Here is a 15335-nt window from a genome sequence, read left to right on the forward strand (position 1 = left end):
CAGTACTAATCAGTCGAGAACTTGACCAAAGCGCAAGGTTTTTAGTTGGTTGAAATTCAGTTTTGAGCGTAAAAGCTCAAAAAAGAGTGCGGTGGCGATAGCAAGAAGGATACACCTGTACCCATGCCGAACACAGAAGTTAAGCTTCTTCACGCCGAGAGTAGTTGGTGGGAAACTGCCTGCGAGGGTAGGTAGCTGCCACGCTCTTTTTTAATATTCCGGTTTAGCTCAGTTGGTAGAGCGCTTGACTGTTAATCAAGATGTCGTCAGTTCGAATCTGGCAACCGGAGCAAACGAAAGACAGACCCTACGGCCTGTCTTTTTTTGTATTTCTGTTTTTGTTATCTATTTGGAAATTTAAAATAACTAGTTATGCAGTTAGGGAGTCACCAACCAAAATTAAAAACATAAAATAGCTATCAGCTTTATAGAGTGAAATATTTGTAGGAATTTTTAATACCTTCATATAAGTTAACCTAATGTCTTGGTAACAAAACTTTATGTAAAAAAAAGAAAGCTTTCGCTTTCTTTTTTATTAATATACAGCACCTTCGTAAAAACTGAAGCGTGGCTTGTTGAAATCAAAATCTTTTAATTCGCTAATTTTAATTACATTATCAGCGACGCCCCAACTCATAAGGTTAATTGGCTTACCGTAATCTTCATCTGGAACTACTAGCAAAATATATTTTCCTTGGCCCATTGCGTATCCAAGTTCCATTCCTAAACCAACATCTTCTTCCTCAGGAAGGTAAACGCCAAGCATAATATCACTAGTTTTAATTCCGATTAAATCATTTGTATATGTTGCGCTAGCCCATTCTTTATCTCTTAAGTATTCAGGATGTTCATCAACTCGAATACCTTTGTACTGATTTTGAAGTGGTACATAACTGTGATCTAAATCGACTGTTGGATTAGCTTTTAGTGCATCCATTGCGGCATCATATGCTTTTGTTTGCTTTTCGTTAAACCAACCTGCGCCAAAATATAAAGTTCTTGTACGAGTCATAATTTTATCCTTTCTTTTTCTCTTTTTAACAATATCATGGAAACAATTATAAAAAAAGACTTGAAAATTTGGATAAATAAAGAGGCAAAGAATATGGCCTCTTTATGCTAGATAAATTTGGCGTAAATCCATAATATCAGCAGAAGATAGTTTCATCTCGCTACGTAAATAATTATTAATTGATTCGAAATCTTCATTAATACGTTTAATTGTAAAGTCGAAATATTCAGGATGTACAGTTTGTATATCTCTAATTGACTGTAAAATATTTTCGCTTTTACCTTTTGCTTTTTCTTGATTTAAAAGATTTTCAACGAAATCTTGAGTTGTGATGTTTGTTAATAAATAATCTTCACGAATTTTAGATAATGGAACTCCTAAGCTGGCGAGTAAGAGTATTGCTCCGAATCCTGTCCTATCTTTCCCGGCAGTACAGTGAAATAAGACAACTTCATTATCATTTTTGTTTGAAAGTAGTAATTCAAAGAAGCGACGATAAGCTTCTTTGGCCGTCTGACTGTGAATCATATCATCATATGCAAGTAACATATGATCAAAACCAAAGTTAGGATCTTTTTCAGATTCAGTCTCTAAGGCATCAATGCTTTTAGAAGAATTGGTTAAATCATCACTAAAAACAGGTGTAAATTCATAGCTTGCTCCTTCTGGAACGCGATCAGGCTCATTGTCTTGTTCGCGTTTAGTACGGAAGTCAATGTCATATTTAACACCGTAATTGGTAAGATATTTTAAATCTTCATTAGTTAGATTAGCTAAATTGCCAGTTCTTAATAGTTTATGATACTTGATCTTTTTGCCAGAAATAGTTTCATAACCGCCTAGTTCGCGGAAATTTCTACCACCAACAATATCAATAAGCTGATTAGTAAATTCTATTCCCAAAGTTATTCCTCGACTTTCTTTGATATTATTGGTATACAATTTTACCAACAATTTTATTAATCCTCAAGCCTATAAAAGCGCTTTAAATATGATAAAATAGACTTATAGGAAAAGTCTAGGAGATGTGCATTATGAGTAATGACTACAAAAATATACTAGTACCAGTTGATGGATCTGAATCAGCAGAACGTGCTTTTGACAAGGCTGTTAAGATTGCAATTGATAATGGTGGAAAAATTGATGTTCTTAATGTAATTGATACTCGTCAGTTTATTGGTGAAATGCAAGATACATTAATTAGTGGTGATACTATTTATCAAATGACCCAAGATGCTGAAGAGTATCTTGCTAATCTTAAAAAGTGGGCAAAAGAAAAGTTTGATTTTGACAAAGTAGATTATCATATTCGGTATGGTAGTCCTAAGAGAATCATTTCTGTTGATTTCATAAAGGACCATCATAATGATTTAATTATCATGGGTGCAACTGGTTTAAATGCAGTTGAAAGAATGTTAATGGGATCAGTTACAGAATATGTAAATCAACATGCAATGGCTGATGTCTTAATTGTTAAGACTGATTTAGATAACAAATAAAAACCGAACATTAATTTTGAGCGGCCAATTAAGTTGACCGCTTTTTATTTCAATTGATACCTACCAATTCCATAAAAATAGGAATACATAAATTGTGTCAAAATACTTGGATTTTTTTGTTATTTCTGTTATCATTCTAATAACGAACATTATTATTGTGATGAGGGGGGATTATGATGAGATTTGCAGTTTCTACTAAAATTGTAGCTGTGGCAAAGAGCATCGTATTCCCTTTCGATGCTCTTGTTCGCGTTTCTAGTAATGATTACAAGTATAGGGCTTAATATTAACGCTTTTTTGTTGATATTGAGTCTTTTTTTGTGTCGTTGTTCATTATTTTTGTGGAGGATATTATGAGAAAGTTTAAAAAGGCACTTGCCTTCGCTTTTGCGTTAATTGTTGCTGTAGTTGCCACTGCATGTGGCTCTAAATCTGCATCAACTTCTAAAAATGGTTATACCCCTAAGTCTTTGACTGTTCAATTTGTGCCAAGCCAAGCAGCTGATAAGCTTGAAGCACGTGCCAAGCCACTTGAAAAGATGCTTTCAAAGAAATTGGGTATTCCTGTTAAGATTTCTATGTCAACAGACTACAATACTGTTGTTGAAGCAATGAAATCAAAGAAAATTGATGTTGGTTTCTTACCACCTGATGGTTATGTTTTAGCCCACAAGCAAAAAGCAGCTGATGTTTTACTTCAAGCTGAACGTTACGGTATTAAGCAACCTGGTGGTGTGCAAACTAAGCAATTAGTTAAGTTTTATCGCGCAGAAATCCTCGTTAAGAAGGGCTCAAAGATTAAATCTTGGAAAGATTTAAAGGGCAAGAGTATTTCAGTTCAAAATCCAACTTCTTCAGCAGGTTACATTTTCCCTATGGCTGAACTTAAGAAGAAGGGCCTTGATTTAACTAAGAAAGGCAATGCTAAGTTAGTTACTGTAACTGGTCATGACCAAGCTGTTTTGAATGTTTTAAACGGTGATACTGATGCTGCATTTGTATTTGAAGATGCACGTAACACTGTTAAAAAAGATAATCCTAAGATTATGAGTCAAGTTGTACCTCTTTACTTTACTAAGAATATTCCAAATGATACTATCTCAGTTCGTTCTGACATGAATAAGTCATTTAGAAAGAAATTAGCAAAAGCATTTATCGCAATTGGTAAGTCTAAAGATGGTAAGAAGTTAATCGAAAGTATCTACAGCCATGAAGGCTATGACTACACTAGTGATAAAGACTTTAATATTGTTCGCGAATATGACAAGATTGTTGGCGAAAACAATTAATAAAACAAACTAATAATAAGGAGTTAATAGATCCATGGCAGACAAGCCAATGATTGAATTAAAGAACGTAACCAAGGTTTATGATAATGGAACTGTTGGTTTAAAGAATATTAACTTAACTATCAACAAAGGTGACTTTGTAGTGGTAGTCGGTTTATCAGGTGCAGGTAAGTCAACTTTATTGCGTGCGATTAATAGATTACATGATGTTAGTGAAGGTGACATTTTGATTGATGGTGAATCAATCACTAATGCACGAGGCAAGAATTTACGATTAATCCGTCGTAATATTGGTATGATTTTCCAAAGCTTTAACTTAGTAAAGCGTTCAAGCGTATTACGTAATGTTTTAACTGGCCGTGTAGCTTACTACCCATCATGGAAGTCAACTTTCAACTTATTTAGCAAAGAAGATAAGCAAAAAGCATATGAGGCTTTACAAAGAGTTGATATGGCTAATAAAGTTTATGCTAGAGCTGATGAATTATCTGGTGGGCAACAACAAAGAGTTGCGATTGCTAGAGTTTTAGCTCAAAATCCAAAAATTATTTTAGCTGACGAACCAACTGCTTCCCTTGACCCTAAGACTAGTCGCAGAGTTATGCAAGACTTGAAAATGCTTAATGAAGAATTAGGTATGACAGTTATTGCTAATTTGCACTCTGTCGAATTGGCACGTGAATTTGGTAAGCGAGTAATTGGTGTTCGTGCTGGTGAAGTAGTTTACGATGGTCTTATGGAAGAAACTTCACAAGAAGTCTTTGATAATATATACAGTGGTAAGACCAAGGAGGAAATCAATGCCTAATCTTGATCCCAAATTAGTGGAACTTCCAAAAAAGAAATTCCATTACCTAAATTTGGTCTGGTTGGTAGTGATGGTTGGTGGATTATTCTTATCTATCAATGAGACTAATACTAGTTTATCTGCTTTTTTTGCAAACTTTGGTCAATTCGCAGAAATCTTCGAACAAATGGCTAAGCCAGATTGGAGCTATGCTGCAACTGCAATTCCTTATTTAATTGAAACTATTAAGATGGCAATCTTAGGTACTGTTATCGGTTCTGCAATTGCCTTTGTATATTCATTATTAATTGCTCGGAATATTATTAAAAATCGGGTTGTTACTGGGGTATTACGCTTTATCATGAATATCATCAGAACTTTACCTGACTTGTTACTTGGTGCAATCTTTGTTGCTGTTGTTGGTATTGGCCCTGTTGCAGGTATTTTAGCTTTAACAGTTTTCACTTTTGGTGTGGTTGTTAAGTTATTTTATGAAGCAATTGAAACCATTGATGAAGGTCCAAGTGAAGCAGTTATTGCATGTGGTGGTAACAAGCTTAATATGATTTCGTTTGCGGTTTTACCACAAATTTTGCCATACTTTGTTAGCTATACCTTGTATGCATTTGAAATTAACGTCCGTGCCTCAACTGTATTAGGTTATATTGGTGCTGGTGGTATTGGTTTGTACTTGAAGCAAACACTTGATATTTTTGACTATGCAAAGACTGGTATGATCATTATTGCAATTTTTGTTGTGGTATTAATCATTGACTACGTATCATCTAAGGCAAGGGAGGCATTGATGAAATAATGGATAAGCAACATGCAAAATTACCCGCAAGAAAAGTCTCTCTTACTAGTCGTGTGATGAAATGGGCGATTACCATTGTTACGATTGGCTTGGTTATTTGGTCAATGACTGGTATTAATTTCTCTGGAATTAAGCAAACAGCAGCTCAAATTACAGGCGCTATTCTTAATGGTTTAATTCACCCTGACTGGTCATATGTTTATAACGGTAGTGGTGAAGACTTAGTTTCCCAATTATGGCAAACATTATGTATTGCCTTTTTAGGTACTTTTATTAGTGCAATTATCTCAGTTCCATTTGCTTTTTGGGCTGCAACTAGAAAAAATAAGCATTGGGCAATTTCACGTTCAGGTAAAGTGGTTTTAACTTTTATTAGATGTTTCCCTGAAATTGTTTTAGCCTTAATGTTTATTAAAGCTGTTGGTCCGGGTTCTGCAGCTGGGGTATTAGCGCTTGGTTTTCACTCAGTAGGGATGTTAGCAATGCTTTTCTCAGAAGCAATTGAAAGTTTGGATGAAGGTCCAAGTGAAGCTGTAGTTGCTACAGGTGGCTCAAGATGGAATGTAGCTATGTTTGCGACATTACCTGATTTAATGCCAGCTTTGATTTCAAACACACTTTACCGTTTTGACGTTTCTGTTCGTTCAGCTTCAATTTTAGGTATTGTTGGTGCTGGTGGTATTGGTTATCCTTTGACCATTGCTTTACAATATCGTCAATGGAATAAAGTTGGAATAATTTTGATTGGAATTGTTGTGATGGTTATTGCCATTGACTGGATTTCTGGAGCAATCAGAAAGAAATTAGTTTAAAATCTATTAACTTAAAGCAAAGAAGGGGCTATCCCCTTCTTTTTTTGTTATAATAAAGACTGTATTTTTAGGAGGACATATATGGATACCATAAAAATTATCAAGCTAGCTGACGAGTTGGCAACTAATCAAAGTCAATATTTACAAAATACTGACAAAATTGATGCAGAAGCTATCTATAAAGTAATTAATTCACTTGAAGTTTTAACCAAGCCAATCAAGGCTTACTTTGGCATGTCACAAGATGAATATTATGCAACTGAAAGTGACCATAAGTTAACTTTACTTGATATGAATGACAAATTGGATCAATTACATGACCGAATTTTGACTAACCACGTTGATGGTTATGTTGATCAAGCTGAAATTAATTTAACTTATAATCATGAAAATCCATATGAAGATGGTATGTATGATGCTGAAACAGACTATCATGTTTTGACATATAGTCTAAAGGTGATTGCTGCAACTTTGGCTGTAGCACCTACAGAACTTAAAAAAGTCATTTCTAAAGATGCTGTTCTTTCAGTAGGCCTTGCTACCTATGCCTTAACTAATCAGTAAAAAGGTAAAAGACCTGTAAAACCAGGTCTTTTTGTGTAAGGGGGATTAAATGCTTAAAATTTTCGAAAATACACTTAAGCAAGTGTTAAAAGCACATGTTAGACCAAATAAACCAGCTGTTGAATTAGACCCTATGCAAAAGTATCACAAGGTAGGTGAATACGAAGTAGGAGCAGATGACCATACACCTGGTAATGAAAAGTATATATTAACCGTTTATCAAAATGATAAGGGTATACTTTACCAAGCTTTAAGCCCCCAAAAGACAGATCGGTTAGCTGCCACCTATATTCGTCGTTTTGATGAGCGGTTAGGTCGATTTAGAGCATTTCAAAATCGAAAAAACGGCATGCGCTATCGGGTACTTGAATATCTTGATCAATTTATGAAGCAGGTTAAAGAGCAGATTCGAAGCGGAAACAATTCAATCAATATCGGTGTTTTAACTGATACTCACTATAAGGATACTGATTCAGTTGATTTTTATGGGCATAATGGTTTAATTCATGTTCGTGAATTTAGTTATCTAGAAAATTTCGGCCTATTACATTTAAAAGCTCATTTAGGAGATTGGATTGATGGGTCTGATCCAGGACTTATTAGTGAAAGTGAGTTGATTAAATTACGTAATAGTTTTAAATCAGCAAGAACTCCTTTTGCTATGATTAAGGGAAATCATGATGAAAATGATAAGTTTGATGAACATCATGATTTGAAGGCCAGCTTTCCTGAAGATGAGTTTGAAAAAATAATGTGGCCAACCATGTATAATCAAGCTGCATTACGCTATGTATCTCGTTATCATGGAGTTGCATATTTTGATAAAGATGACTTAAGGGTGATTTTTCTTAATACGTCTGATGTTCCCTATATAATTGATGAAAATGGAAAGAAAAAATATGATACCAAGTTAACCTTGGCGATTAGAGAAGACCAAGTTGAAGAACTGATTGAAATACTTGAAGGGTCATCTGGTAAAAGAATCATCATTATGAGTCACGGCAATCCAATTAATCGTAAGGGTGGGAATGCCATGAAGTATAATGGTAGATCTTTACACGAATTACTTGTAGCCTTTAATCAAAACCAAAAAGGGCGAATGCATTCACATAATGTGCCACCAGAGTTTACTTTAAGTAACGACTTTGACTTTACTAATGTTGAAAATGCTAAAGTTATTGCATACTTTTGTGGGCATCGACATGTAGAAGATCAATTTAGAATTAACGGTATACAGTATATCTTTTTCAATTGTTCCGCCTTAATGGGGCCTAATCATGTTTTAACGACTAAATACAATAAGAACTGGAATCGGCAAATCGATGATATAACTGAATTTGCTGGTTATGTAGTTAATGTGGATTTGGTAAAAGGAAAGATTCAAATCTTTGGCTATGGTGCAGCCAGTTCTAAGCGAGTTTATGATATTTAGATTTTCTAAATAAGATACAACTATTATGGCTTTTAGACTATAATAGAAAATTGATATTTAACAAAATTGTAAAATTTCAAACTAGAAAAGAGCGAAAAATTTATGTGTGGTATCGCAGCCTTTTACGATCCAGAAATTAATGACAAACAAGCAGCCATTGGTAAAATGATGGAAACTATCAAGCACCGTGGTCCAAGTTCTGACGGTATGTTTACCAATGATGTAATGGCATTAGGTTTTAGAAGACTTTCTATCATTGACCTTCGCGGAGGTTCTCAACCCATTTTTAATGAAGATAAGTCAAAGTCTATTATTTTTAATGGTGAAATCTACAACTATAAGCCAATTAGAGAAGATTTAATTAAAGCTGGACATACTTTTACAACTGAAGCTGATACTGAAGTTTTACTCCATGGTTATGAAGAATGGGGTATGGCTGGACTTTTGAAAAAAGTTCGCGGGATGTTTGCTTTTATCATTTGGGATGAAGATAAACATGCTATGTATGGTGCTCGTGACTTCTTTGGAATTAAGCCAATGTATTATGCCAACAAAGATGGTAAGTTAATTGTTGGTAGTGAGTTAAAGAGTTTCTTGGCTTTTCCTAATTTTAAAAAGGAACTTAATACTGAAGCAGTTAAGCCATATTTGATGAATCAATATAATGACTTAGATGAAACTTTCTTTAAGGGGGTATACCGCTTCCCAGCAGGACATTACTTTGAATTTAAAGATGGTAAGCTTGATATTCGTCAATATTGGGATGCAGAATATAAAGAAAATAGCTTATCATTTGAAGAAACATTAGACAAAATCAATGAAGATTTGAAAGAAACTGTTGAACTCTACCATAATGCGGATGTTCCAGTTGGTGCCTTCTTGTCTGAAGGGGTTGACTCAAGTTTTGTCACTAGTATTTTGAATCCAGAAGATGTTTTCTCAATTAGTTTTGATGATTCAACTTATGATGAAGCTTCAAAGGCTAAGGCTTTAGCAGATTTAAAGGGATGGAATTTCTATTCCGATAAGGTAAATGCTGATGAAGCAATGAGAGACTTCCCTGAAATGCAATACCACATGGATGAACCTGATGCTAACCCATCAATTATTCCATTATGGTATTTATCAAAATTAGCTAGAAAGCATGTTACTGTTGCACTTTCTGGTGAAGGTGCAGATGAATTATTTGCTGGTTACGTTAACTATGGGATGCATACCCATAATAATGTAATTAAAGTTTTTACTTCAGGCTTAAAGAAATTACCCAAGGGTGTTCAAGTTAGTCTTGCTCGTGGCATTAAGAAGATGCCAAACTTCCCAGGAAAAGTTCATATGTACACTAATTTGGCTAAGCCTAGTGAATTTTATGTTGGTCAATCAGTAATTTATGATATTGATAATCCAACTATTTTCTCAAGTGATGCAGCTAACAGTTTCTTAAAGCCAGAATATCGTAATGATTTAACTACTAACGGTCTTTACCAAAAAGACTTTAAGAAAGTAAAAGATTTAGATAATGTTAAGCAAATGCAATATATCGACTTACACCACTTCATGTTAAATGATATTTTGCAAAAGGCTGACAAGATTTCAATGGCTCACTCACTTGAACTGAGAGTACCATATCTTGACCGTAAGATTGCTGAACTTGCTAACTCAATCCCAACTAAGTATTTAGTAAATAAGCATGATACTAAGTATGCATTACGTAAGGCAAGTGAACGTGTGTTGCCTGAAGAATGGGCTAAGCGTCCAAAGCTTGGCTTTCCAACACCAATCAAGCAATGGTTACAAGAAGAACGTTTTTACAAGCAAGTTCGTGAACTCTTTACTAGTGACTTTGTTAAAGAGATTTTTGATCAAGATAAGATTGTTAACTTGCTTGATGAAAACTATAAAGGAGACGGCTCTCACCGTCGTCAAATTTGGGCAATTTATACCTTCCTTGTTTGGTATAAGTTATACTTCGTTGATTACGAAAACACAGTTAAAAAGTACCAACATGTTCAACCTGAAGTTGATGCTTTAATCAAGCAAGGAAAGTTGCTTTAAGGCAAAAAAACTTAAAAATAATATAAAGGAAGCAAATTGAATGACCACAAAATTTACACCAGTTTTACTTGGTAGTGATATTAACGTATATGGAATGGCAAGATCATTTCATGAAGCATATGGAATTAAAGTTGAAGCTTGGGCAAGTGTCCAATTAGCTGCTACTAGATATTCAAAGATTGTTGATGTCAAGACCTATCCAGGTTTTAGCGAAGACCCTGAGTTTATTAAAGTGATGCGTCAAAAAGTCGAAGAATATAAGAATCATGAAGAACCAGTGATTTTAATTGCTTGCGGCGATGGCTATGCTGAATTATTAGCTAAACACAAGGAAGAACTATCTAAGGCCTTTATCGTTCCTTATATTGATTATGACTTACTCAAGAAGCTAATCTCTAAAGAAGGCTTCTATGAGTATGCCGAAAAATATGGACTTCCATATCCTAAGACTAAGATTATTACCATGGCTGACTTCAAAGCTGAAGATTATCTAACAATTCCTTTCAATTATCCTGTTGAATTGAAACCTGAAGATCCAGTTTCTTGGCTTGATTGTCAATTCGAAGGTAGAAAAAAGACCTTTACTATCAAGTCTGAAGATGAATTGGCTGATATTGTAACTAAAATTTATACTAATGGTTACAAGGCTGACTTAATCTTACAAGACTTTATCCCTGGTGATGATTCTAATATGAGAGTATTAAATGCCTATGTTGATAAGAATCACCAAGTTAAAATGATGTGTTTAGGTCATCCATTACTTGAAGATCCAACTCCACAATCAATTGGTAATTATATGGCTATTTTACCTGAATATAACCAAGACTTATATGACTTAGTCCAAGGCTTCCTTGAAAGAATTAATTATACTGGAATGGCTAACTTTGACATTAAGTATGATAGTCGTGATGGTCAATATAAATTCTTCGAAATTAACTTGCGTCAAGGTCGCTCAAGTTTTTATGTAACTATGAATGACTGTAACTTGGCTAAGTGGTATATTGATGATTACGTTGATGATAAGTTGAAAAATCAAGATACTGTTTATGCTAATAAGTTAGCTTCAAGTCATGTTCTTTGGTTAGGAGTACCAAAGAAGATTTTTACTCACTATGCAGTAGATAATGATTCTAAGCGTGAAGCAGCCAAGCTAATTAAAGAGGGTAGATGTGGTACTACAGTCTTTTATAATCATGACAAGGGCTTTATGCGAAGCTTATTAATGCGTTATATGTTCCATAACTACGTTGGACGCTTTAAGAAGTACTTCGAAGTTAACAAGGGGCAATATTTTGAAAAGAAGAACTAGTGCAATATCTAGTTTTAAATAACAGCAACATCTACAAGATGTTGCTATTTTGTTAGAAAAATTTTTTAAAAAAAGCTTTGCTAGATACAAAAAGGCGAGTTAATAAGCTTTTGCTAACTACAATATATATTAGACTACTAAAAACGCACTACAATATATTGTGTAGACGTGCTATTATGTATCTATAATGATTCTAGGTTACGGAGAGGAAAATAAATATGCTTAAAGAAACGCCTAACTTAAAAGCAGAGCTTGAGGTATTAACTAAGCCTACAACTTTAATTAAGAGAGACAATACTAAGACTGATTTTGAAACTTATAAATTACAGTTAGTGATTCGTAATTTGCATCTTGAAGCACATGAACTTGAAATTATAAAAGAAATTATGTCTGGCTTAGATGATACAAGTGTATCTGCTCAAGAAGTTAGTGAGGCATTTGTTAATGCTTTGACTAAGTTAGGCTTTTCTGAAGCTGCTAAGGCTTATGTTGAATACCGTAAGCAAGATGAAGCTGATTGGCAAAAGCAAATTGATACTAAGGCACGTTTAAAGAGAATGATTGAAGGAGATCCTTCAATTGTTAATGAAAATGCCAACAAAGATAGTGAAATCTTTTCAACCCAACGTGATTTAACCGCTGGTACTGTTGGTAAAACTGTTGGTTTAACAATGATGCCTGAACATATTGCTAAGGCCCACTTACGTGGTGATATTCACTGGCACGACTTGGATTACACACCACTTTCACCAATGACTAACTGCTGTTTAATTGACTTTAAAGAAATGCTTACTAATGGTTTCAAAGTTGGTAATGCATTCATGACAAGTCCTAATTCAATTGGTGTCGCTACTAGTCAAGTTGCTCAAATTATTACCCAAGTTGCTTCAAGTCAATATGGTGGTTGTTCATTTGATCGAGCTGATGAAGTATTAGCACCATTTGCTCAAAAGAACTATGATCGTCACCTTGAAGAAGCTAAGGAATTTATTGATGACGAAGAAAAGGCCAAGGCTTTTGCTAAAAAGCGTACTCAAAAAGATATCTATGATGCAATGCAAAGTCTTGAATATGAAATTAACACCATGTTCTCAAGCCAAGGCCAAACTCCATTTACTACTTTAGGATTTGGTTTAGGTACTAACTGGATTGAAAAGGAAATTCAAAAGGATATCTTGAAGATTCGTTTAGCAGGTCTTGGTAAAGATAAACGGACTGCAATTTTCCCTAAGTTGGTCTTCACTTTAAAGAAGGGCCTCAACTTAAATCCAGGAGACCCTAATTATGATGTTAAGCAAATTGCTTTGGAATGTGCTACTTACCGGATGTATCCTGACGTTGTAAGTTATGATACTATCAAACGGTTAACTGGTTCATTTAAAGCTCCAATGGGTTGCCGTTCATTTTTACAAGGTTGGAAAGACGAAAATGGTAAAGAAGTTAATTCAGGTCGAATGAATTTAGGGGTTATTACCTTAAACTTACCTAGAATTGCTATCGAATCCCGTGGTGACAAAGACTTATTCTGGAAGATCTTTGAAGATAAAGTAAAAATTGTTCATGATGCTATGAACATTAAAGCTGCAAGATGTCGTGAAGCAAAACCAGAAAATGCACCGGTATTATATGAAAATGGTGCATTTGGTAAGCGTCTTAAGCCAGATGAAGATGTAAATCAATTATTTGAAAATGGTCGTTGTACTGTTTCATTTGGTTACATTGGTTTATACGAAGTGGGTACCGTCTTCTATGGTCCAAACTGGGAACACAATAAAGAAGCTCATGACTTTACTGTAGAAATTGTTAAACGGATGCATGATTGGTGTGCATACTGGGAAAAGACTGAAAAGTATCACTACCATTACTCTGTATACTCAACCCCATCAGAAAGTTTAACTGATAGATTCTGTGTACTTGATACTAAGAAGTTCGGTAAAATTAAGGACATTACTGATAAGGAATACTACACTAACAGTTTCCACTACGATGTTCGTAAGCACCCAACGCCATTTGAAAAGCTTGAATTTGAAAAGGATTACCCTCCATACGCAGCTGGTGGTTTTATTCACTACTGTGAATACCCTAACTTAAAGCAAAACCCTAAGGCTTTAGAAGCAGTATGGGACTTTGGCTATGATAAAGTAGGTTATCTTGGTACTAATACTCCAATTGACCGCTGCTTTAAGTGTGGTTTTGCAGGTGAATTTAAAGCAACTGCTAAAGGCTTTGAATGTCCTGTATGTGGTAATCATGACCCTGAAACTTGTGATTGTGTTAAGCGTACTTGTGGGTACTTGGGTAACCCACTTAAGCGTCCAATGGTTCATGGACGTCATGAAGAAATTGCGCACAGAGCTAAGCACATGAACTTAGGCATGGTTAGAGATCAAGCTCAAGAAGAGGAAAGAATGCAAAATGCCAAGTAAAGATCATAATGCTCAAGAAGGCCCTGATATTCGTCATAATTATATTAAGGTAAATGTTGGTGGTGATACTATTTTTGTTGATAGTAACCAGTACTTACCTAATATAAAAAAAGATCGTGCTGCTAGAAAATTACGCAAGCACCGACCTAAGGACCCTAAGCCTAAGGAATGGCTAGCTAGTGAACACTCTTTACAAAAGATTGCTGATTATAAACCATTTAACTTCGTTGATGGTGAAGGTGTTCGCTGTAGTTTATATGTTTCAGGTTGTTTATTTGACTGCCCGGGATGTTACAACTTAGTTGCTCAAAACTTTAATTATGGTCGTCCTTATACTCAAGAATTAGAGGACCAAATTATCAAAGATATGTCAGAAGATTATGTCCAAGGATTAACCTTGCTTGGTGGTGAGCCATTTTTAAATACGCAGGTTTGTTTAAAGATTGTTAACCGAGTTAGAAAAGAATTTGGTCATTCAAAGGATATTTGGTCTTGGTCTGGTTATACATGGGATGAACTAATGCAAGAATCAGATGATAAGTTAGAGTTATTATCTAAAATTGATATTTTAGTTGATGGCCGATTTGAAGAAGATTTAAAAGACTTAACTTTACAATTTAGAGGCTCGTCTAACCAAAGAATTATTGATGTACCAGCTTCATTTAAGGCTGGGAAAGTTGTGATTTGGAATAATTTAGTACATTAAGGATAAGCAATGGAAGAAAAGCAACTTGAGTTAGTCAATGAAATTATCCAAAAATTACAAACTGTAATTGATCCGGAATTATATGTTGATATTGTCAATTTAGGCTTAATCTATGGGATTGATTTAGATGATGATAATAATTGTATAATTACCATGACATTAACAGTAATGGGGTGTCCTTTGAGTGGTGTTTTAGATGATGCTATTCAAAAAGCTGTTATGTCAGTTACTGAAGTTAAATCATGTGAAATAAAACTTGTTTGGTCACCAGCTTGGAGTGTGGAAAGAATGTCTGATGCCGCGAAAACTCAATTAAATGTTTGGTCAAAAGATTTGTCAAGTTATGATACTTCTAAGAAAGTAATTAATTTTTCAACACCAGTAAAAAAATATGTTGATAAATATGATGGCTTTTTAGATTTATTATTAAGTTTAGGCTTTGATCATTTTAAGATTCCACATATGGTTGATACAGTTGGACGTGTGATGACTTTAAAACAGGCGTCAGAAGCAATGAAGGTTAACTTACCAGAAGTTAAATCTAAGCTAGAAAAAGCAGGTTATCATGTTCAATAGAAGAAAAGGGAATGAAACTTAGATTTCATTCCCTTTTTTATATATAGCTAATTTAAA

At 34.6% G+C, this 15335-nt stretch carries 14 protein-coding genes, 1 tRNA gene and 1 rRNA gene; 14 read left to right on the forward strand and 2 right to left on the reverse strand.

Annotated elements, in window-relative coordinates; all coding sequences use genetic code 11:
- Positions 1-87 precede the first annotated feature (87 nt).
- Both rrf and H628_RS0101565 read left to right on the forward strand, forming a co-directional pair.
- Positions 88-204, forward strand: a 5S ribosomal RNA gene (gene rrf / locus H628_RS0101560).
- Between the two features lie 13 nt (positions 205-217).
- A tRNA-Asn gene (locus H628_RS0101565) sits at positions 218-290 on the forward strand.
- A gap of 245 nt (positions 291-535) precedes the next feature.
- Here the strand turns inward: H628_RS0101565 and H628_RS0101570 are convergent.
- Positions 536-1012 carry a nucleoside 2-deoxyribosyltransferase gene (locus H628_RS0101570; RefSeq protein ID WP_027824870.1) on the reverse strand — a complete coding sequence of 159 codons (477 nt, stop codon included), beginning with the start codon at positions 1010-1012 and terminating at the stop codon, positions 536-538.
- Between the two features lie 102 nt (positions 1013-1114).
- On the reverse strand, positions 1115-1915 hold the full coding sequence (locus tag H628_RS0101575) for a tyrosine-protein phosphatase (protein ID WP_034538122.1): 801 nt from the start codon (positions 1913-1915) through the stop codon (positions 1115-1117).
- A 131-nt stretch (positions 1916-2046) separates the two neighbouring features.
- On the opposite strand from H628_RS0101575, the gene H628_RS0101580 reads away from it, so the two are divergent.
- The 12 genes from H628_RS0101580 to H628_RS0101640 all read left to right on the forward strand — a co-directional run bounded on the left by H628_RS0101580 (position 2047) and on the right by H628_RS0101640 (position 15278).
- Positions 2047-2511: a universal stress protein gene (locus tag H628_RS0101580; protein WP_027824872.1), complete on the forward strand. Its 465-nt coding sequence runs from the start codon at positions 2047-2049 to the stop codon at positions 2509-2511.
- Between the two features lie 353 nt (positions 2512-2864).
- Positions 2865-3800: a phosphate/phosphite/phosphonate ABC transporter substrate-binding protein gene (locus tag H628_RS0101590; RefSeq protein WP_027824873.1), complete on the forward strand. Its 936-nt coding sequence runs from the start codon at positions 2865-2867 to the stop codon at positions 3798-3800.
- Between the two features lie 34 nt (positions 3801-3834).
- Positions 3835-4608 (forward strand): phosphonate ABC transporter ATP-binding protein, encoded by a 774-nt coding sequence (phnC, locus tag H628_RS0101595; protein ID WP_027824874.1) that lies wholly within the window; start codon positions 3835-3837, stop codon positions 4606-4608.
- The gene (phnE, locus tag H628_RS0101600) at positions 4601-5401 is read left to right on the forward strand and encodes a phosphonate ABC transporter, permease protein PhnE (RefSeq protein ID WP_027824875.1); all 801 of its coding nucleotides are present in this window, start codon (positions 4601-4603) and stop codon (positions 5399-5401) included. The genes phnC and phnE (H628_RS0101600) overlap by 8 nt, the downstream gene beginning before the upstream one ends.
- Complete coding sequence (gene phnE / locus H628_RS0101605) at positions 5401-6213, forward strand: phosphonate ABC transporter, permease protein PhnE (protein WP_027824876.1); 813 nt, start codon at positions 5401-5403, stop codon at positions 6211-6213. Before phnE (H628_RS0101600) ends, phnE (H628_RS0101605) begins: the two co-directional genes overlap by 1 nt.
- 81 nt (positions 6214-6294) lie before the next feature.
- Positions 6295-6777 (forward strand): hypothetical protein, encoded by a 483-nt coding sequence (locus H628_RS0101610; protein WP_027824877.1) that lies wholly within the window; start codon positions 6295-6297, stop codon positions 6775-6777.
- A 49-nt stretch (positions 6778-6826) separates the two neighbouring features.
- Complete coding sequence (locus tag H628_RS0101615) at positions 6827-8209, forward strand: metallophosphoesterase family protein (RefSeq protein WP_027824878.1); 1383 nt, start codon at positions 6827-6829, stop codon at positions 8207-8209.
- Positions 8210-8311: 102 nt separating this feature from the next.
- Positions 8312-10261 (forward strand): asparagine synthase (glutamine-hydrolyzing), encoded by a 1950-nt coding sequence (asnB, locus tag H628_RS0101620; RefSeq protein ID WP_027824879.1) that lies wholly within the window; start codon positions 8312-8314, stop codon positions 10259-10261.
- A gap of 40 nt (positions 10262-10301) precedes the next feature.
- Positions 10302-11570: a carboxylate--amine ligase gene (locus tag H628_RS0101625; RefSeq protein ID WP_027824880.1), complete on the forward strand. Its 1269-nt coding sequence runs from the start codon at positions 10302-10304 to the stop codon at positions 11568-11570.
- 218 nt (positions 11571-11788) lie between these two features.
- A complete protein-coding gene (gene nrdD, locus H628_RS0101630) occupies positions 11789-13996 on the forward strand; it encodes an anaerobic ribonucleoside-triphosphate reductase (protein ID WP_027824881.1) in 2208 nt (735 codons plus the stop codon).
- Positions 13986-14702, forward strand: coding sequence for an anaerobic ribonucleoside-triphosphate reductase activating protein (gene nrdG, locus H628_RS0101635; RefSeq protein WP_027824882.1), 717 nt, complete (start codon positions 13986-13988; stop codon positions 14700-14702). Before nrdD ends, nrdG begins: the two co-directional genes overlap by 11 nt.
- A gap of 9 nt (positions 14703-14711) precedes the next feature.
- Positions 14712-15278 (forward strand): iron-sulfur cluster assembly protein, encoded by a 567-nt coding sequence (locus H628_RS0101640; protein WP_027824883.1) that lies wholly within the window; start codon positions 14712-14714, stop codon positions 15276-15278.
- The last annotated feature ends 57 nt before the right edge of the window (positions 15279-15335 follow it).

Source organism: Lactobacillus psittaci DSM 15354, from assembly GCF_000425905.1.
Lineage (GTDB): Bacteria > Bacillota > Bacilli > Lactobacillales > Lactobacillaceae > Lactobacillus > Lactobacillus psittaci.